Genomic DNA, 18,892 nt, shown 5'->3' on the forward strand with positions numbered 1-18,892 from the left:
GTTTCAAGATGTTCGACAAGATCCTGATTGCCAACCGTGGAGAGATCGCGCTGCGCGTCCTGCGCGCGGCCAAGGAGCTCGGAATCGCCACCGTCGCGGTTCACTCCACGGCTGACGCCAACGCCATGCATGTGCGCCTGGCCGACGAGAGTGTCTGCATCGGCCCGCCGCCGGCGCGCGAGAGCTACCTCAACGTCCCCGCCCTGATCGCCGCCTGCGAGATCACCGGCGCCGACGCGGTCCATCCCGGCTACGGCTTCCTGTCCGAGAACGCCCGCTTCGCCGAGATCCTGGACCAGCACAACATCACCTTCATCGGCCCCAAGGCCGAGCATATCCGCGTGATGGGCGACAAGATCGAGGCCAAGCGCACCGCGAAGCGCCTCGGCATCCCCTGCGTTCCCGGCTCGGAAGGCGGCGTCAGCGATGATGGCGACGCCCTGCGCATCGCCAAGGAGATCGGCTTCCCGGTCATCATCAAGGCCGCGGCCGGCGGCGGCGGGCGCGGCATGAAGGTCGCGCGCAGCGAGGAGGAAATCCTCGTCGCGCTCCAGACCGCCCGCACCGAGGCCAAGGCCGCCTTCGGCGACGACGCGGTCTATATCGAGAAATACCTGGAAAAGCCGCGCCATATCGAGATCCAGGTGCTCGGCGACGGCCGGGGCAACGCCATCCATCTCGGCGAGCGTGACTGCTCGCTGCAGCGCCGCCACCAGAAGGTCTGGGAGGAAGGCCCCTCGCCTGCCCTCAATGCCGGCGAGCGCGACCGGATCGGCGATGTCTGCGCCAAGGCGATGTCCGAGCTCGGCTATCTCGGCGCCGGGACGATCGAGTTCCTCTACGAGGACGGGAAGTTCTACTTCATCGAGATGAACACCCGCATCCAGGTCGAGCATCCCGTCACCGAGATGATCACCGGCATCGACCTCGTCAACGAGCAGATCCGCATCGCCGCCGGCGCGCCGCTCTCGCTCAAGCAGTCGGACATCGTCATTGAGGGCCACGCCATCGAGTGCCGGGTCAATGCCGAGCATCCGGCGACCTTCCGGCCCTCGCCCGGCAAGATCGCCTCGTTCCACACGCCGGGCGGCCTCGGTGTGCGCGTCGATTCCGCCGCCTACCAGGGCTATGCCATCCCGCCGCACTACGACTCGCTGGTCGGCAAGCTGATCGTGCACGGCCGGAACCGCGACGAGTGCCTGATGCGCCTGCGCCGTTCGCTCGACGAGTTCGTCGTCGACGGCGTCGACACCACGCTGCCGCTGTTCCGCACGCTGGTCCGCAACCCGGACATCCTCAACGGCGACTACAACATCCACTGGCTCGAGAAATTCCTCGCCGCCGGCGGCATGGGCGAACCGGAAGCCTGAGCGGCGGGTAGGCCCGAAACGACGAATCCCCTCGCATCGCGAGGGGCTTTTGTTTTGACGATCGCGCTCTCCTCAGCGGAACCGCACCGCCATTCCCGGGCGGACCAAAGGCCTGAGCCCGGGAAGTCCCCGAGCCCTCATCCTGCGGAGCGCCACAGGCGCATCTCGAAGGATATTCCGGGAGGCTCCCGAGACATCATCCTTCGAGACGCCGCGTTCCGCAGCTCCTTAGCATGATGGCTCGATTCTCAAACGTCGCTCAGATCGTCTCCAGCAGGCCCTTCATCAGCGCCTGCCGCGGAGCGATCGAGGAGATCAGCGCGTATTCCTGCAACGTATGCGCGCCGTCGCCGTCAATGCCGAGACCGTCGAGGGTCGGCACGCCGAGCGCTGCGGTGAAGTTGCCGTCCGAGCCGCCGCCCGTCATCGGGCAGTCCTGCAGGTCGAATCCGATGCCGGCCGCGACCTTCTGCGCCTGTCCGAACAGCTCCGCCACCATCGCCGATTTCTCATAGGGCGGCCTGTTCATGCCGCCGGTGATGCGCAGCTTCACATCGGGATCGTGCGGCTTGAGGCTGAGGATGCGGTTCTCCATCATCACGCCATCGGCGAGCGTGGTCACGCGGCAATCAACGCTGAACCAGGCGTGCTGCGGGATGACGTTCGCGGCCGTGCCGCCGCCGACCAACGCGACGCTCGTCGTAATGCCGCGGGCATAGTCGGTCATGCCCTCGACGGCGAGGATCTGGTGCGCCGCCTCGCGGATGGCGCTGCGCCCATCGGCATGGCGCGAGCCGGAATGGGCCGGCCGGCCTTCGAGCCTGACATCGAAGCGGCCGACGCCCTTGCGCGCCGTGACGATCCTGCCGCCTTGCCGCGCCGGCTCGGTGACGAGCACCGCTGCCGATTTCCGGCCGATCTCCTCGATCAGCCCGCGGCTGGTCGGCGAGCCGATCTCCTCGTCAGGCGTGAACAGGAAGACCAGCGGCCGTTTGGCGCTGCCGGCGGACGCGACCTGCTTGAAGGCCTGCAAGGCAAGCCAGGCGCCGCCCTTCATGTCGTAGACGCCGGGACCATAGAGCCGGTCGCCCTCGATCCTGACCGGCAGCTCCTTGGCGCTCGTGCCGACCGGATGCACCGTGTCGAGATGCGACATCACCGCGACGGCCGGCTGGCCGTTGTCGAGGCCGGCGCGCAGCATGACCATGTCGCCGAGCCCGTCACGACCCGGGATGCGCTCGACCGCGATCGGCAGCCCTGCCACATCCTTCTGGACGAGGTCCATCATGCCGTTCAGCCCGGCGGGATGGCTCGTTGGGCTCTCGAGCGCGACCCAGACGGAGAGCGCGGCGGCGGCATCGTTCTGATTCATGGGGTCATTCTCTCCAAAGATGCGGTGGCCCGGAAGGCCATCTCCTGCTGGCACCCGGCGCGGCTCAGCGTCCCGCCAGGGCGGCTTCAGCCGCCGCTGCGATTGCAAACAGCGCCGCATCGCCGCCGCCGGCCCGCGCCAGCATCAGCCCGGCCGGCGCCTCGCCCCCACGATGCATCGGCAGCGAGATCGCGCAGCCATCCATCATGTTGATCAGCGTCGGGTTGCGCAGCATCAGCAGGTTGATGCGGGTGAAGGCCTCGTCGTCCTCCACGAGTTCGGCGATGGTCGGCGCGACGGTCGGCACGGTCGGCATCGCCAGCACGTCGAAGCCCGAAATATCCTCGCGCATCGCCGCGACGAAGGCGGCCCGCGCGTGGGTGAGCTCGATATAGTCGGCGCAATCCTGATTGCGGCCGCGCAGCACCCGCGTCCGCACGCGCGGGTCGTAGCCATCGCCCTTCGCCTCGATCAGGTCGCGGTGATGGGCGTAGGCCTCCGAGGCGGCAAAGCCACCCTTGGCGTTGAGCCGCGCAACCTCGGCGAAGCGTTCGAGGGGAGCATCGATCACGGCGGCGCCGGCCTTCGCAAGCAGCTCCAGCGCCCGGTCGAAGCTTGCCGCGACATGCGCGTCGAGCCCGTCGAGCGCGATCGTCTGCGGCACGCCGATGCGCAGCCCCTCGAGGCTGGCCGGGACGTCCTTCGGCAGCTCGGCGCCGCTCATGATCTCGTGCAGCACGCGGCAGCATTCGACGCTGTTGGCGAGCGGGCCGATCGAATCGAGCGTCTGCGACAGCGGGAAGGCGCCCTCGCGCGGCACGCTCGCGGCCGTCGGCTTGTAGCCGACGATGCCGCAGCACGCCGCGGGGATGCGGCAGGAGCCACCGGTGTCCGAGCCGATTCCGGCATAGGCCATACCGTCCGCCACCGACACCGCCGCACCCGAGGAGGAGCCGCCGGGAATGCGGCGCGTCGTGCGGTCATAGGGCGAGGCCGGCGTGCCGTAATGCGGGTTGAGGCCGAGCCCCGAGAAGGCGAACTCGGTCATGTTGGTCCGCCCCATCACGACAAAGCCGGCGCGCCGCAGCCGCGCGATAGCCAGCGCGTCGCGCTCGGCCGGGACCGCATCGGCCAGCACGGTCGAGCCGGCCGTGGTCGGCTCGCCGGCGAGGTCGAACAGATCCTTCACCGAGATCGGGATGCCTGCGAAGGGCGACGGCGCGAGCCCGGCCGTCCGCAGCTTATCCATCGCCTCGGCCGCGGCGAGCGCCGCCTCGCGATGGACCTTGATAAAGGCGAGCTTCCCCTCTCCCTGCGGCGCGTCGATCCGGGCGAGCGCCTCGCGCACGAGGGCAAGCGAGGTGGTCCGGCCGGAGGCGAGATCGTCAGCAAGGGCGGAAAGGGTGCGAGCCATGATGTTGTCGGAACCAGGTCGAGGCGGAGGATGTCGAAGAGCAGGCAGCCTGCCCTTCGGAGGGAAGCAGCGCATGTTTGGCATGCTGCGGACCAACAGCATAGCTATGCGCAGGCAAGGCGGCCCCGCCGCGATCGCGGGCGATCCTCGCGGTGCCGGAGCGCACGACATCTTCCTGTGAACTGTTTCGCAGGCAACGTGAATTCAGCTCTTGCCAAGCCGGACCGCATTGATTAGACCCCGGCTCACCAACGCGGCGCCCCGAAGCGCCCCATCGTTGGGGGATCGTCTAACGGTAGGACCCCAGACTCTGACTCTGGTTGTCTAGGTTCGAATCCTAGTCCCCCAGCCACTTTTAAGTGGCAAGCGTTGGCGCCGAGGGCGCGAGCAGGCAATCCTGGATCCGAACAGGTCACGCCGATAGCCCGATTTGATCCAGCGACGTCCGATGCCTGATAACGCCCGGAATCCGAGGCTGCCGTCTGGCAACCTCGGAATCGAGTCGTCGGATCAGAGGTCCATTCTGAACGAGTAGCTGGCGCCAAGCCCGACCGTGAACTGGTCACGCTGGCCGATCGTGCGGACAAGCGGCGAGCGCGCGGCCTCGTCGATCATCCGGTCATAGCGCGCGAACAGCGTCGTCGACCATTGCTCGGACCAAGTGTATTCGAGCGCCGTCGCGACGCCCAGGCTCTTGGCGCCGCCCGAGGGCCGATATGGCGTCAGATAGCCGTTGATCAGCGCTTCCGGCGCCGTCACGCCGAAATTGGTGCGCATGTAGGACGCGTTACCCAGCGAGAGCCGCGGGCCCGCCGACAGCGTGAAGCGACCCAGGCGCTCGACCCAGTCGGCCGAGAGGTCGGCAACGATGCCGTGGTGCCCGTTGAAGCCCTGGCGAACCTCGATGCGCGTGCGCAGGCGATCGAGTATCGGCCAGAACTCGGCGAAAACGCCGGCCTCGATCGCCCACGGAACGTCTCGCATGCCGAAAAGCTTCGGGCTCGACGACGAATAGCGCCCGCTTTTCCAGCTCCCCGCCACGCCGAAGCTGAAGCGGTTGGTTTCATAGAGCGCGAAATCGAGACTGTCGTCGGGCGCGCTGAAGCCTTCCGGCTCGCCGACGCGGCGCCAGCTGAGCGAGGGCATGAAGGACGGGCCCACGGCATTCGCCCCCTCGTATTTGGGACCCATCTGGAACGATCCGCCGAGCGTCACGATCCAGCCCTTGGCTGGCGTTGCGTCCGTCAAAGCCGGGCTCGGCTCGGCAGCCGCCGCGGACGTCGCCGACAGCAGAACGAGGCAGCCAATCTGTCCAAAACCGATACGCGACACGGTTCCTCCATGCGCGGCAAACGCGCCAAACATCATTCTGGCGCGCTTTCGCGACAGTGCCGCTACATGCCCGCCAATCATTCGATTACCGTCCGACCAACCCGAATATCGAGCTTCTTGATTCTATGCCAGAGGCTGCGTTCGGCAATGCCCAGCATCCTTGCCGCTTTCACCTGCACGCCCTCGCTCCGGCGCAGCGCCTCGACGATGAAATCCCGTTCGATCCGTTCCAGTTCGGCGTCGAGATCGCGCGGCAGCGCGTCGCGGCCGGCCCGGCGCGGCCCCTCGAACAGATCGCGCGGGAGATCCTGGACATCGATCTGTGAAGTCTTGGCAACGATGAGCGCCCGCTCGACGCAATTGTGCAGCTCGCGGATATTGCCCGGCCAGTCATGTCCCGCCATGGCCGCGAGCGCGGCGGGCGAGAAGCCGGCAACCCGCTTGCCGATCGTTTCCGAGAGCGTCGCCAGAAAATGCGTCGCCAGAAGCGGAATGTCTTCAGGGCGCTCGCGCAATGCAGGCAGCTGGATCGGAAAGACATTGAGGCGATAGAACAGGTCTTCCCGGAAGCTGCCCGCAGCGACCGCTTCGCGCATGTCCTTGTGCGTCGCCGCGATCAGACGGACATCGACGCTCTGGCTGCGATTCGCGCCGACCGGCTCGAAGCTGCGCTCCTGGACGACACGCAACAGCTTGGCCTGGATCGCAAGCGGCATGTCACCGATCTCGTCGAGGAAGAGCGTGCCGCCCTCGGCTGCGGCGAAACGGCCGACCCGATTGGCCAGCGCGCCGGTGAAGGCGCCCTTGACGTGGCCGAAGAGCTCGCTCTCCAGCAGAGTTTCCGGAATGGCGGCGCAATTGACGGCGATGAAGGGCCGCCCCCGGCGCGGGCTGTTGAAATGGATCGCGCGGGCGACCAGTTCCTTGCCTGTGCCGCTCTCCCCGTTCAGCATGACGGTCGCCCGGGTCTCGCAGACCTCGGTGACCTGCTCGATCACGCGGCGGAACGACGCGCTGTTGCCGATGAGCGTATCGAAGCTGTGGCGCCCTTCCAGCTCGCTGCGCAGGCGCTCATTGTCCCGCACAACATCGGCCAGGCGCAGCGCGCGCCTGATCGTCGCCGCGACATCCTCCATCTCGAAGGGCTTGGCGATGTAGTCGAACGCTCCTTCCTTGATGAGCTCGACCGCATCGCGCACGGCGGCGAAGGCCGTCAGGATGATGACGGGAATATCCGGCCAGCGGCTGCGCACCTCACGCAGCAAGTCGCGCCCATCCATCACCGGCAGCCGCAGATCGGTGAGCACGAGGTCGAAGCGCGACTGGTCCAATGCCACGAGGGCCGCCTGCACGCTCGTCACCGCGGTCGTGCGATAACCGAGATCCTCCAGCGCGGCGGCCAGCACGTCCGCCAGACGCTCCTCGTCATCGACCACCAGGATGGTGTGGCTCACACGTCCTCTCCCGTCTTGACCCGCGGCAATGCGAGCGTAAAGGCCGCGCCCTGGCCCGCCATGCATTCGCAAGCGACCGTTCCGCCATGCGCCGCCGCCACGCTTTGCACCTTAGCGAGCCCCAGCCCCGTACCTTTCGCCTTGGTGGTAAAGAACGGATTGAAGACCTCGCCGCGGATCGCTTCGGGAACGCCAGGCCCTTCGTCGCGGATCGTCAGCGACACTGTGTCTGAATTCACCGCCAGGCTGGCGTGAATGGCGCCGCCCGAAGGCATGGCATCCATGGCATTGAGAACCAGATTAAGGCAGGCTTGGTGCAGCTGGTCGGGGTCCCCGCTGATCAGGGCGCCCTTGCTTCGGTCGTCGATCTGAAGGGTGATGCCGCGCCGGGCAAGCTCGGGAGCCGCAATGGCTGCGACCCGCTCGATGACATTGCGCAACGGGAATCGGCTGTGCACGAGCGGCCTCGGCTGGGCGAAGTCGAGAAAGTCGCGCATCAGGGTCTCGATCCGGCGGACTTCGTCGATGACATAGCCGAGCATCTTGCTCTCGGTTGCGCCGAGCTTGGAGCGATTGCGCACCACCTCCGTCGACGTCTTGATGATGCCGAGCGGATTGCGAACCTCGTGCGCAATCACCATCGCCGCCTGCCCCAGCGCGGAAAGCCTGTCGCGGCGGCGCAATTCCATTTCGAGATCGTGCAGCTTGCCCAGCTGCTCGGCCATTCCATTGAATCCCGCGGCGAGCTGCGCGATCTCGCGCCCGCCGCCGGCGGTGACGCGTTGACCGAAATCACCCGCTGCAATCGCCCGGACGCCGCGGGTCAGGGCGCGCAACGGCCGCACGAGCACCTCCGACATCATTATGCCGACGATAATCGCGATGCAGCTTCCGAAGAGGAATATGCCGAGGAACAGCCGCTCGCGGCCGAGCTGCTCGAAGAACCCCGCTTCGCTGCGCAGGCCGATAAAGCTGATCGCCACCAGCTTGCCGTCGATGCCGCGAAAGCCGGTATAGACGGCGCGGTAGGCGCCCCCTTCGGCGTCCGCATCGAAGATTTCCTCCTCGCCGGCATCAAGCCGTGCCAGGATCGCCTTCGGCACGACGACCTTCCGATCGCTATGCGTCTGCACGATCGGTTCGAGCTCGCCGTCGAAGTCGGAGAACAACCGCACTTCCAGCGACGTGACGACCTTGATCCCGCCCAGGTAGTTGTCGTCGAGCCATGAGCCCACGAGAAGATTGGCGGACTGCCCGTTGATCTGGATGGACTGGACGGCTCCCGCCATGATCCAGCGCTGGCCGTCGGCAACGATCCTGAACAATCCCTGCCCCGTCTTCTCGGGCAGAGACCCGACGGCGGAGAAACGGCGCGAGGAGAAGATGATTTCGCCGCCAGGGCGATAGACCGCGATGAGATCGTAGCCGACCGAGCTCAGCACGCCGAATTCGCGCTCGACCGTATGCTGCATCTTGACGTCGCTCGGGCTCCGCTCCAGCCGGCTGCCGATGACCCCGGCGACGCGCTGCGCCTCCTGTGCGGCTTCCGAGACCTCCAGCCCGAAGAAGCGCGACGTCTCGCCCAGCCAATGGCCGACATTGTCCTCGAACGCATTGGAAATCAGCTTCGCAGCGACAAAGGCCGAGGCCAGCATCGCCGGCACGATCACCAGCAGGAATCCGATCACCAGCCTGAGCCTGAGCGTGGTCATGCGGGTGGTCACGACGAGCCCCGCAACGGCGGCGGGCCGCCTCCCCGTTCTGCGGTACGCGAGCTCGCGTCGTTCACGGCTGCTTCGTCCAGGTGTCGTCGTCGCAGATCAGGCCCCCTAGGACGCAGCCGCGCACCACCAATGTGCCGGGCGCCGCGAGCTCCATCGTCGTGCGGTAGCTCTTGCCATCGGCGGGATTGTAGCCGTCGCCCACGAGCTTTCCGTCCCCGCCCGGAGTGAACCCGCTCAGAACCTGGATGCCGAGGAGCGAGCGCGCGCGCAGTCTGGCATCGGGATTGAACTGGTCGAAACGCGGCTCCTTCAGCCAGACGATGCGGCCGCACAGCGCTGCGCCGCAGCGAGCTATCGCGATCTCCGACTCCCCGTCGGAATCGCGCCAGCGCCCGACGACATCCGTTGCAGGGCCGGCGCCGGCCGGCAGGGCCCCCAGGAGCGCGGCAACGGCGAGCGCAATCCGCAAACTACGGGTGCTCATTTTCATGCTCCCCACCGAGCAGGATCACTCCGGCGATGATCAGGGCGATGCCGACGGCGCGCAGGAGATCGATCCGCTCGCCGAAAGCCGCCCAGGCGAACAAGGGCACGGTGATATAGACCAATCCCGTCATCGGGAAGGCACGGCTAAGCGGCATGTCGCGCAAGATCGCCATCCACACCACGAAGGTTCCGAGATAGCCGACGATAGCGAGCCAGACGCCGGGAAGCTCCATGGATCGCGTCAGCATCGCGAGGCCGAAATCCATGTCGCCAAGCCCATCCGCGCCCCATTTGAAGGCGAGCTGCGTGCCGGTGTCGAGCCCGATGAAAGCCAGCCAGATCGCAAGCTGGCGCCAGCGCGACGGCGCTTCGGCGGGTGTGAAGGCAGTCATGCAGCTTTCTTTCCGGCGTGTTCGGCAAGATCGGGATCGAAGCGGTCGAAGCCGAGCCATGGGCTCAAGCGACGCAGCGCCCATTGCAGGGGCGCACGGCGATGGCGGACATGGATGGTGGAGGCAACGAGCCGGCTGCCAAAGCGAAGCTTGGACGCGTAGGCGGTCTGGCCGCTCTGGAACAGGCGGATGCCGCGTTCGAGACAGAAGCGCACATTCGCCATCCAGCTCACCACGTAGAGATTGTGCTCACGCGCGAGCGGGTAGCGCATGCCCAGGAACTTATCGATGACGCGATCCGCCTCGACCAGCAGCAGGTTGAACGCCGCAAGCTCGCCTCCGATCCAGTACAGCACGAAAACGGCCTGCTCGCCCAAGGCCCGCGAAATTCCGGCGAAATAACCGGGCGGCAGCAGCTCGAGCTCGCCATAGTCCAGGCCGCTTTGCGCGCGCGTGGATTCGTAGAGGGCGTCGATCTCCTGCTCGAACCCGGAGATGTCGGTGCGGAACTCGATCCGGACACCGCCTGCCTTCGCGAGCTTGCGCCTGACGTCCTTGCGCGTCGCCGCCGACAGCGACGCCAGATAGGCGGCCTCGTCCGGGAAAGGCAGGTCGAGCACGGCGACCGGCAGGCTCGCCAGGCGTGCAAAGCCTGCCCCGCCCAGGAAGGCGCCGGCCTCCCGTTCCTGCTCGGGCGCCAGATCCTTCCAGACGACCAGATGCGCGCCTTCGGCCACGGCCTGCCGCTGGAGGGTTTCAGCCATTTGCCGAAAGGCAGCGGCCCGGCCGGCCAAATCCAGCCGCGGCGACAAGCCGAGATGGCAGCGCTCGCCATAGGGGGAGCCGACGCAGAGGGCCTTGAGGGTGACAAGGCCGGGCACATGCCGGAACAGCGCCTCGCCAAGCCCGCGCAGCGGGCCCTGAAGCGGTGTATCGAGTCGGTAGTTCAGCCGGAAGAACGGCGCGACCCCGATCACCTCGCCTTGCGCCTCGACGACGATCGCCGCCATGCGCAACCCGACCCCGGAAGCGGCCGCCGCCACCTCGCAGGCGCTGTAGTAGGCGTGGCACTCCGCCTCGCCGGGCAAGCACGCATCCCAGGCCGCGGGCTCGATTGCGGCCACGCTTGCGACGATCCGGGCGGCAAGCCGGCTCATTCGGCTGCGACGACGCGCAGTCCCGCCGCCTTCTCCCGAACCTCCCGCTTCGCCAACCGGGCCGCGAGCGCAAGCGAACGCTCGACGACAATGCCCCGCTGCTGGTCGATCGTGACGAGGTGATAGCTGTCGTCGAGGATCACAGCATCGACGAGGCCGCCCAGGCGGCGCTGGATGTAGAACGCGTTCGACAGGCTGGCGACATCGTCCTCGCGGGCATGCACGAGCAGCGCCGGACAGGTGATCGTCGGCATCTCGCGCCGCGTCTGGTCGATCAGCGCCCACATTTGCTGGAGTGCGCCGGACGGCGTGCCGAGCAGACCTGCCTCGGAACTGTCGCCGCGCGTGATCGCGGCGGTGATCAGCGCGCGCGTGCGCAGATCCTTGACGCCATAAGGCTCGCGCTCGACGAAGCTGTAGCGGCGGCCGAAGGGCGTGTTGATCAGCCACTTCAACAGGAAGGCATAGCGCGGGATCGACCAGCCATCGTACCAGAGCGTCGGCGCGTAGAGCGCAAGCCCGTCGACGGCTTCGGGCCGCGCGGCAGCGACATGCATCGCCAGGACGGCACCCATCGAAAGACCGCCGACGATGACGCGATCGCAGATCAGGTGCATCCGGTCGAGTTCGTCGATGACGCTCTGGGCCCAATCGCGCCAGCCCGTCGCCAGAAGCTCGCTTTCTCCGGCGCAGTGGCCGACGAGTTGCGGGCAGTGCACCGTATGGCCGGCCTGGTTGAGAGCGCGCGCTACGAGGCGCATCTCGGTCGGGGTTCCGCCCAAACCGTGGATCAGAAGGAAGCCGGTCCGGCCACCGGCATAGCGAAGGCTGAAATCGCGCGTCGTCACGTCTCGTTCCGTCAGACTGTTCGAGCGACGATGACCACGCCGCAGGTGATGAGGACAGCACCGAACCATTGCCGGGAACCGACACGCTCGCCGAGCAGAACCGCGCTGGCGAAGGTGATGGCGAGGAAATTGAGGCTGGCAATAGGAAAGGCGATCGAGAGCGGCACCTCAGCGAGGATCCGCAGCCAGATGAAGAATTCCGCCACATAGGTCAGCACGCCGGCCATCGCCCAGCCGGAGCGGCCGAGCGCGACCGTGAGCTCGCGCAGCCCCGCACCCTGCGGCAACCTGTTGGCACCGAGCTTGAGGCAGAGCTGGCCGACGACGTCGCAGACGATCGACAGGATGAACCAGAGGACGATGTTCACGGTCACGGCAGCACCCGCGCAAAGCAGTCGATGAGTTCGGCATTCACCCGGGCGTTGACGCCGAGCTCTTCCGAAGAAGGCCGCAGCGGCCGCGGATGATCGAAATAGGCGAGCGCCGCGCGGAACGGGTCGGAGAAGCGCGGTTCGGACCAGTCGCCGCAGACATCCACCCCGACGACGCGACGCGCGCCCGCCAGGCGCTCGATCGCGCCCACCAGATGAGTCAGCGGCAGATCGCCCTGGTCCCAGTTGGTCAGCGCCTCGTCCCGCCCGAGGACGTCCTTGTCGATGCTGAGCCAGATATCCCCGGTCGGGATCGTGGCGACGAGGTCGTCGAGGAAATGAGCCCAGTCCTCATCGGCCAGATTGCGCCAATGCAGATGGTTTCCCTCCTGCCGGAAACTCGCAACCGTTCCGTATCGACCCCAGACGCGCGAAGGCGCGTGCCGCCAGGGATAGAGCGCGATCCGCTCCTCCGCGACCGCCCTGAGATTGGCGAACTGCCATTCCGGGCGCACGAGATCGCTACTGCAGGGCCCGATGGTGATGACCTTGCGGACCTGGGGCAGCTCCAGCGCCCGGTTGACCCAGGCGCCGCAATTGACCGTCGCCGGAAACTGCACCCAGTCGGGATGGTTGTCGAAATGGACGACCGTCACCGGCTCGGAGACTCCTGCGATCAGCAGCGCCGCGACGTGATGGAAATCCCCGGAACCGTAGAAGTAGACGGGTGGTCCGCTCCCGCCCCTGTCCTCGGCCGCCAGTTGCTCGAGCAGGCGCGCGCGCGCGCCGCGGCTCGCCACGATGCGCAGGCGCGCGGCAAGATGCGCCACATCGATGCGGGAAGCTTCTCCCGCGTCGATGCGGCGGCGCAGCGGCTCCTGGCGCGCGACGCTGCCATCGAGATCGATCACCTGCAGGCGCAACAGCCGTCTCCGGTCAGATCAGGCGCCAGCCACGCGGGCGAAGAGCTGGTCCAGGAGGGCGATCGCCAGATCGATCTCCTCGTAGCTCATGGTCAGGGCCGGCGCGAGCGTGATGACGTTCTTGTAGTAGCCGCCGATATCGAGCACGAGGCCGTAGCGCCGGCCATCGAGCTCCAGATCGGCCTTCATGCCCTCGTCGCACATCAGGTCGACCAACCGCTTCGACGGCGTATAGCTGTCATGCGGCTCGCAGATCTCGATGCGCAGGGCCATGCCGAGGCCGTCGACCTCGCCGACGATCTTGTGACGCTTCTGAAGGTCCTTCAGCCCATCGAGGAAATACGCGCCCTTGGCCATGACCATGGTCTCGTAATCCTCCTCCTGCATCATCTTCATCGCCTCGAGCGCGACGGCCGTGCCGAGCGGGTTGGCGTTGAAGGTCGAATGCGTGGAGCCCGGCGGGAAGACGGTCGGGTTGATCAGCGCTTCCTTGGCCCAGACGCCGGAGAGCGGGTTCAGCCCATTGGTGACGGCCTTGCCGAAGACGATCACGTCGGGCTGGACGCCGAAATGCTCGATCGACCAGAGCTTGCCCGTCCGGTAGAAGCCCATCTGGATCTCGTCGACGACGAGCAGGATGCCGTGGTCGTCGAGCACCTTCTTCAAGCCGGTGAAGAAGTTGGGCGGCGGAATGACGTAGCCGCCAGTGCCTTGCAGCGGCTCGACATAGAAGGCCGCATATTCGGCCTGGCCGGCCTTGGGATCCCAGACGCCGTTATATTCGCTCTCGAAGAGCCGGGCGAACTGCTGCACGCAGTGCTCGCCATACTCTTCCTTGCTCATGCCCTTCGGCCCGCGGAAATGGTAGGGGAACGGGATGAAGTGGGCGCGCTCGCCGAAATGGCCGAAGCGGCGGCGATAACGATAGGACGAGGTGATGGCGGAGGCGCCGAGCGTGCGGCCGTGATAGCCACCCTCGAAGGCGAACATCAGGCTCTTGCCGTTCGAGGCGTTGCGCACGAGCTTGAGCGAATCCTCGACCGCCTGCGCGCCGCCGACATTGAAATGGACGCGCCCCTTGGTGCCGAACTTGCGCTGGGCATCCTTGGCGATCATCGCCGCGAGCTCGATCTTCTCGCGGTGGAGATATTGGCTGGCGACCTGCGGCAGCTTGTCGATCTGGCGTTTCAGCGCGTTGTTGAGGCGCGGATTGGCGTAGCCGAAATTGACGGCCGAGTACCACATCTGCAGGTCGAGGAAGCGGTTGCCCGCCGCATCGAGCATGAAGGAGCCCTCGCAGCCCGAGAAGATCTTCGGGAACTGCGTGTAGTGCACGGTATCGCCATGCGAGCAGAACTCCGCCTCGAGTGCGAGCAGGCGGGCCTCCTCGGCGGTGACCGAGGCCAAGTTCACCGCAGCAGGAGCGGCTGCAGTACGGCCGTGCTGGGGAAATCCGTCATCCATTGATCAAGTCCTTGATGTGATGGCTCGCTGCGGCCGGGACGACGCCAGTCAGCATGTCGTCGAGGGCACGCGCCGCTTCCGCGAGCCGGGAGAATGGGCGGTGTTCCACCCCAGCCTGATCGCAATGGGCGATCAGGCCGTTCTTGGCGAAGACGATGTCAGCGCGCTCGGCCAGGCAGAAATCGGACCGGCCGTCGCCGACGAGGATGGTGGCAGGCCGCCCCAGGCTGGTAGCCACGCTGCATTTGCAGGTGCCGCTGTTGCAGCTTCCATCGCGGGACGCATGCGGCGAAGTCAGGCGCCAGCGATCCATTCCGACCGGTTCGAGGTGATTGGCGATAACCGGCAGCCCGGCGAGCCCAGCCCGACGAAGCACGGTATGAATCGTGCGGTCGAGCCCGTCCGAAACCACGGTAACGGGCACGCCGTGGCGCTGGCAGACCCGGACGAAGAAGGCAAAGCCCCAGTCGATCGCGAAGCTTTCGACGAAGCCGTCGAAAGCATCGGGCGAGGCGCGCAGCAGCGCGACCTGTTGCTCCATGCACTCCCGCGAACCGATGCGTCCGGCGACCCAGTCATCCTCGATCGCTTCCCAACCGGGCTCGGCGAAGCGGGCTAGGACACAATCCGTCGTGTCCTTCTCTGAAATCGTCCCGTCGAAATCGACGATGGCCTGCCATTGCATCTGCGCGGAAGCTCCCGTTTCGCGGAGCTGCCAATGGCAAGCGTCGTGCCATCACGCAATACATTGATTTAATTAGACTTTCTTGCCAAGCAGACTGGTGAATTCCTCACAAAATTGAGGTGTCCATCAAATTTTGGAGCATCTCGGCCAATGGAGTACAAACTCGGACATGCGCGCCGACGACATCTGCGAAAGAGCGGCGATAGCCAGTTGCCCCTCCACCAACAGCGCCATTCAAGCGGCTGCGCCTGCGGACGGCGACAGGCGCCGCAAGACGCGCCTATCCCGCACTCAGTGTGCGCCGCACCGCGTCCTGCCAGCCCCTGACCTTGCGCTCGCGCTGGCTGGCCGCCATGGCCGGCGAGAAGCGGCGCTCCAGCCGCCATTGGTCGGCAAAGCGCCCAGGCTCCGGGAGGAGCCCGGCGTCGAGCCCAGCGAGATAGGCTGCGCCCAGCGCCGTCGTCTCGAGCACTGTCGGCCGGTCGACCGGCAGATCGAGGATGTCGGCGAGGCGCTGCATCGTCCAGTCCGACGCGACCATGCCGCCATCGACCCTGAGCACCGAGCGACCGCCCTGCCCGGCTTCCGGCCAGTCGGCATGCATCGCCTCGATCAGGTCGAGCGTCTGATAGCAGACGCTTTCGAGGGTGGCGCGGGCGAACTCGCGCGGGCCGGAATTGCGGGTCAGCCCGAACATCGCGCCACGGGCGTGGGCGTCCCAGTGCGGTGCCCCGAGGCCGACGAAGGCCGGCACCAGATAGACGTCCTGCTCGGGATCGGCCGCCTCCGCCAGCGGGCCGGTGTCGCTGGCCTTCTCGATGATGCCGAGGCCGTCGCGCAGCCATTGCACCGCAGCACCCGCGATGAAGATCGAGCCTTCGAGCGCGTAGGTCCGCTTGCCGCCGAGCTGATAGGCGACCGTGCTGAGCAGGCGATGCTTCGAGCGGACCGGCGTGTCGCCGGTATTGAGCAGCGCGAAGCAGCCGGTGCCGTAAGTCGACTTCACCATCCCCGGCGTGAAGCAGGCCTGGCCGATGGTGGCCGCTTGCTGGTCCCCCGCGATACCGCGCACCGGGATCGACTTTCCGAAGAGCTCCGGCACCGTGTCGCCGAAATGCGCGGCACAGTCGCGCACCTCCGGGAGGATCGCCGCCGGAATGTCGAAGAGGCCGAGCAGTTCGGGGTCCCAGATGCCACGGCCGATGTCGAACAGCATGGTGCGCGCCGCATTGGTGGCATCGGTGGCATGTACCGCCCCGCCCGTCAGCCGCCACAGCAGGAAGGAATCGACGGTGCCGAAGGCGAGTTCGCCCGCTTCGGCCCGCCGCCGCGCGCCGGGCACATTGTCCAGCAACCAGGCGATCTTGGTCGCCGAGAAATAGGGGTCGATGCGCAGCCCGGTACGCTGGGCCACGAGGTTTTCGTGGCCGGCGGCCGCGAGATCGGCACAGGCCTGCGCCGTGCGCCGGTCCTGCCACACGATGGCGCGGTGAATCGCCTTGCCTGTCCGCCGGTCCCAGATCAGCGTCGTCTCGCGCTGGTTGGTGATTCCGATACCGGCGATGTCGCCCGCATTCAGCCCCGCCTTGCCGATCGCTGCCCGGGCCGTCGCCAGCACGCTCTCCCAGATGTCCTCAGGCTCATGCTCGACCCAGCCCGACGCCGGAAAATGCTGCGGAAACTCCTGCTGGGCGGACGCGACGACCGCGAGCGAGGCATCGAACAGGATCGCCCGCGAGGAGGTCGTGCCCTGGTCGATGGCGAGGATGTGTCTGGCAGCCATGGCGAATCCCTTGCCCTTCATGCGTCCTGGCCGGCAGGCCGGCCGGCGGACACTGGCCGATCAGCCGCCGCGGATGCAAGGCCGGCCGGTATCCCTGCAAGGTTCCGCTTGGCACGGGGCTTGCCGTGCAGTTACCTTGACGACGAAGCAACCGGCCGCGCGACGCTGCGGCCCCTGTCCGGCCTTGTGCTGACAGGTCGAGGGATTGGAAAACGGTGGCGGTCGAGGACCGGCAGCAACGGGACGTCACGCATGTGGCGCCGCCGCATAGGCATACCACCGATCCGCAACGGGCCGGTGGCGCATTGGTTTCCGATGCCTTCAAGAGCTGCAACCCGGCATTGATCCATCAGCAGCCCAGCGCGACCTATGCGGCGCTGGATCTCGGCACCAACAACTGCCGCCTCCTGATCGCGCGCCCGGCGCAGCATGGCTTTCGGGTGGTCGATGCGTTTTCCCGCATCGTCCGCCTCGGCGAAGGGCTCGCTGCCAGCAGCCGCCTGGCCGATGCGGCGATGGACCGGGCGGTCGAGGCGCTGAAGATCTGCCGCGGCAAGATGGCGAATCGCGGCGTCACCCGCGCCCGCCTCGTCACCACCGAAGCCTGCCGTGCTGCGACCAATGGACTGGACTTCATCCGCCGTGTCGCTGCAGAGGCCGAGCTCGCGCTCGAAATCATCGACCAGCGCACCGAGGCTGCGCTCGCCGTCTCCGGCTGTGCAGCGCTGACGGACCCGGCGGCCGAGAGCGTCATCGTCTTCGACATCGGCGGCGGCTCGACCGAGATCATCTGGCTCGGCGGGCGCAGCGAGGCGCGCGACCCCGCTGCCCGTATCCGCGAATGGGCCTCTCTGCCGATCGGCGTCGTTACCGTGGCTGAACGCTATGGCGGCATCGAGGTCGGCCGCGAGCTCTTCGAGCAAATGGTTGATGACTGCACGCAAGCGCTTGAACCTTTTGCAAAAAAGGCCGCCGCCGCCTGCGGCTCCAAGGGCTTCCACCTGCTCGGCACGTCCGGCACGGTCACGACCGTCGCCGGCATCCATCTCGACCTGCCTCGCTATGATCGCCGCGAGGTCGACGGGCTGTGGATGCACCAGCACGATGTCGCGGCCGTCATCGACCGCTTGATCGATATGGACTATGCCGCCCGGGCGGCCAATGCCTGCATCGGCCGCGAGCGCGCGGATCTGGTGCTGGCCGGCTGCGCGATCTTCGAGGCGATCCATCGCGCCTTCCCGAGCGAGCGCGTCCGCATCGCCGATCGCGGGCTGCGCGAGGGCATCTTGCTGCGCATGATGCACGAGGACCGTGCCTGGTGGCGACGGAAATAGGTTGAGGCGATGAGCACCGAAAAATCGGGCGGCAAGGCCGGCAGCGGCAAAGGCTCCGCCGGCGCGCGCGACATGYGCGTCAAGGTGAAGAAGGCCGGCAAGCTCAAGCATTCGTCGCAGCTCTGGCTCGAGCGCCAGCTCAACGACCCCTATGTGAAGCGGGCGAAGGAACTGGGCTATCGCTCCCGCGCCGCCTTCAAGCTCGAGGAGATGGACGACCGCTACAAGTTCCTGAAGCCCGGTCAGCGCCTCGTCGACCTCGGCTGCGCCCCCGGTGGCTGGTGCCAGGTCGCGGCCAAGCGAATCGGGCTTGAGCGCGGCAAGGGATGCGTCATCGGCATCGATCTGCTGCCGGTCGATCCGATCCCCGGCGTCGAACTGATCCAACTCGACTTCATGGCCGAGGAGGCCCCGGCCCTGCTGACCGAGCGCCTCGGCGGCCAAGCCGACGGCGTCATGTCCGACATGGCCGCCAACACCACCGGCCACAAGAAGACCGACCATCTCAAGATCATCGCGCTGGCCGAAGCCGCGGTCGAGTTCGCGCACAGCGTGCTGGCGCCGGGCGGCTTCTTCCTCGCCAAGTTGTTCCAGGGCGGCGACAGCGCCGAGCTCCTCACCGCGCTGAAGCGCGACTTCACCACCGTGCGGAACGTCAAGCCGGCAGCGAGCCGCGCCGATTCCTCCGAGCTCTATGTGCTGGCGACCGGCTATCGCCGGAAGACGGCCGACGAAAGCGCCGACGCCTGAAGGGCGCGCACGCCGGCGATATCAGGGCGCCGG

17 protein-coding genes and 1 tRNA gene are annotated in these 18,892 nt (G+C 66.9%); 4 read left to right on the forward strand and 14 right to left on the reverse strand.

Annotated features, from left to right (window positions below; all coding sequences use genetic code 11):
• Window positions 1-8: 8 nt before the first annotated feature.
• Window positions 9-1,370, forward strand: coding sequence for an acetyl-CoA carboxylase biotin carboxylase subunit (gene accC, locus AC1DDA_RS07220; protein WP_441513458.1), 1,362 nt, complete (start codon window positions 9-11; stop codon window positions 1,368-1,370).
• Between the two features lie 259 nt (window positions 1,371-1,629).
• On the opposite strand, the gene AC1DDA_RS07225 is transcribed toward accC, so the two are convergent.
• Window positions 1,630-2,742: a M20 family metallopeptidase gene (locus AC1DDA_RS07225; protein WP_476778190.1), complete on the reverse strand. Its 1,113-nt coding sequence runs from the start codon at window positions 2,740-2,742 to the stop codon at window positions 1,630-1,632.
• 64 nt (window positions 2,743-2,806) lie between these two features.
• On the reverse strand, window positions 2,807-4,156 hold the full coding sequence (locus AC1DDA_RS07230; RefSeq protein ID WP_476795243.1) for an amidase: 1,350 nt from the start codon (window positions 4,154-4,156) through the stop codon (window positions 2,807-2,809).
• Between the two features lie 278 nt (window positions 4,157-4,434).
• Here AC1DDA_RS07230 and AC1DDA_RS07235 point away from each other — a divergent pair.
• Window positions 4,435-4,508 (forward strand) — tRNA-Gln (locus AC1DDA_RS07235).
• Between the two features lie 158 nt (window positions 4,509-4,666).
• On the opposite strand, the gene AC1DDA_RS07240 is transcribed toward AC1DDA_RS07235, so the two are convergent.
• From AC1DDA_RS07240 to glpK, 12 genes are all read right to left on the reverse strand, one after another.
• Window positions 4,667-5,488, reverse strand: a complete 822-nt coding sequence (locus AC1DDA_RS07240) for a MipA/OmpV family protein (RefSeq protein ID WP_441513461.1) — start codon at window positions 5,486-5,488, stop codon at window positions 4,667-4,669.
• Between the two features lie 77 nt (window positions 5,489-5,565).
• Window positions 5,566-6,942, reverse strand: a complete 1,377-nt coding sequence (locus tag AC1DDA_RS07245; RefSeq protein WP_441513462.1) for a sigma-54-dependent transcriptional regulator — start codon at window positions 6,940-6,942, stop codon at window positions 5,566-5,568.
• Window positions 6,939-8,666: a sensor histidine kinase gene (locus AC1DDA_RS07250; protein WP_441513463.1), complete on the reverse strand. Its 1,728-nt coding sequence runs from the start codon at window positions 8,664-8,666 to the stop codon at window positions 6,939-6,941. The genes AC1DDA_RS07245 and AC1DDA_RS07250 overlap by 4 nt, the downstream gene beginning before the upstream one ends.
• 61 nt (window positions 8,667-8,727) lie before the next feature.
• Window positions 8,728-9,150 carry a DUF2147 domain-containing protein gene (locus tag AC1DDA_RS07255; protein ID WP_441513464.1) on the reverse strand — a complete coding sequence of 141 codons (423 nt, stop codon included), beginning with the start codon at window positions 9,148-9,150 and terminating at the stop codon, window positions 8,728-8,730.
• A complete protein-coding gene (locus AC1DDA_RS07260) occupies window positions 9,137-9,544 on the reverse strand; it encodes an EamA family transporter (RefSeq protein ID WP_441513465.1) in 408 nt (135 codons plus the stop codon). The genes AC1DDA_RS07255 and AC1DDA_RS07260 overlap by 14 nt, the downstream gene beginning before the upstream one ends.
• Window positions 9,541-10,668, reverse strand: coding sequence for a GNAT family N-acetyltransferase (locus AC1DDA_RS07265; RefSeq protein ID WP_476795244.1), 1,128 nt, complete (start codon window positions 10,666-10,668; stop codon window positions 9,541-9,543). The genes AC1DDA_RS07260 and AC1DDA_RS07265 overlap by 4 nt, the downstream gene beginning before the upstream one ends.
• A gap of 29 nt (window positions 10,669-10,697) precedes the next feature.
• The gene (locus AC1DDA_RS07270; protein ID WP_476795245.1) at window positions 10,698-11,549 is read right to left on the reverse strand and encodes an alpha/beta hydrolase; all 852 of its coding nucleotides are present in this window, start codon (window positions 11,547-11,549) and stop codon (window positions 10,698-10,700) included.
• A gap of 11 nt (window positions 11,550-11,560) precedes the next feature.
• A complete protein-coding gene (locus tag AC1DDA_RS07275) occupies window positions 11,561-11,923 on the reverse strand; it encodes an EamA family transporter (protein WP_476795246.1) in 363 nt (120 codons plus the stop codon).
• On the reverse strand, window positions 11,920-12,843 hold the full coding sequence (locus AC1DDA_RS07280) for an arginase family protein (RefSeq protein ID WP_476795247.1): 924 nt from the start codon (window positions 12,841-12,843) through the stop codon (window positions 11,920-11,922). Before AC1DDA_RS07280 ends, AC1DDA_RS07275 begins: the two co-directional genes overlap by 4 nt.
• Window positions 12,844-12,861: 18 nt before the next feature.
• Window positions 12,862-14,307 carry an aspartate aminotransferase family protein gene (locus tag AC1DDA_RS07285; protein ID WP_476795248.1) on the reverse strand — a complete coding sequence of 482 codons (1,446 nt, stop codon included), beginning with the start codon at window positions 14,305-14,307 and terminating at the stop codon, window positions 12,862-12,864.
• Window positions 14,300-14,992, reverse strand: coding sequence for an MtnX-like HAD-IB family phosphatase (locus tag AC1DDA_RS07290; RefSeq protein WP_476795249.1), 693 nt, complete (start codon window positions 14,990-14,992; stop codon window positions 14,300-14,302). The genes AC1DDA_RS07285 and AC1DDA_RS07290 overlap by 8 nt, the downstream gene beginning before the upstream one ends.
• 280 nt (window positions 14,993-15,272) lie before the next feature.
• Window positions 15,273-16,775, reverse strand: a complete 1,503-nt coding sequence (glpK, locus tag AC1DDA_RS07295) for a glycerol kinase GlpK (protein ID WP_476795250.1) — start codon at window positions 16,773-16,775, stop codon at window positions 15,273-15,275.
• A 215-nt stretch (window positions 16,776-16,990) separates the two neighbouring features.
• Between glpK and AC1DDA_RS07300 the strand changes: the two genes are divergently transcribed.
• Window positions 16,991-18,109: a Ppx/GppA phosphatase family protein gene (locus AC1DDA_RS07300; RefSeq protein ID WP_441513473.1), complete on the forward strand. Its 1,119-nt coding sequence runs from the start codon at window positions 16,991-16,993 to the stop codon at window positions 18,107-18,109.
• Window positions 18,110-18,118: 9 nt separating this feature from the next.
• Window positions 18,119-18,859 (forward strand): RlmE family RNA methyltransferase, encoded by a 741-nt coding sequence (locus tag AC1DDA_RS07305; protein WP_476795251.1) that lies wholly within the window; start codon window positions 18,119-18,121, stop codon window positions 18,857-18,859.
• Window positions 18,860-18,892 lie beyond the last annotated feature (33 nt).

This window comes from Allobosea sp. 10N428 (genome assembly GCF_056394545.1).

Excerpts from the sequence above, each read along its gene's own strand:
- accC (WP_441513458.1), top strand. The coding sequence starts at position 9 with ATGTTCGACAAGATCCTGATTGCCAACCGTGGAGAGATCGCGCTGCGC.
- AC1DDA_RS07225 (WP_476778190.1), bottom strand. The coding sequence starts at position 2,742 with ATGAATCAGAACGATGCCGCCGCCGCGCTCTCCGTCTGGGTCGCGCTC.
- AC1DDA_RS07230 (WP_476795243.1), bottom strand. The coding sequence starts at position 4,156 with ATGGCTCGCACCCTTTCCGCCCTTGCTGACGATCTCGCCTCCGGCCGG.
- AC1DDA_RS07255 (WP_441513464.1), bottom strand. The coding sequence starts at position 9,150 with ATGAGCACCCGTAGTTTGCGGATTGCGCTCGCCGTTGCCGCGCTCCTG.
- AC1DDA_RS07260 (WP_441513465.1), bottom strand. The coding sequence starts at position 9,544 with ATGACTGCCTTCACACCCGCCGAAGCGCCGTCGCGCTGGCGCCAGCTT.
- AC1DDA_RS07285 (WP_476795248.1), bottom strand. The coding sequence starts at position 14,307 with ATGGATGACGGATTTCCCCAGCACGGCCGTACTGCAGCCGCTCCTGCT.
- AC1DDA_RS07290 (WP_476795249.1), bottom strand. The coding sequence starts at position 14,992 with ATGCAATGGCAGGCCATCGTCGATTTCGACGGGACGATTTCAGAGAAG.
- glpK (WP_476795250.1), bottom strand. The coding sequence starts at position 16,775 with ATGGCTGCCAGACACATCCTCGCCATCGACCAGGGCACGACCTCCTCG.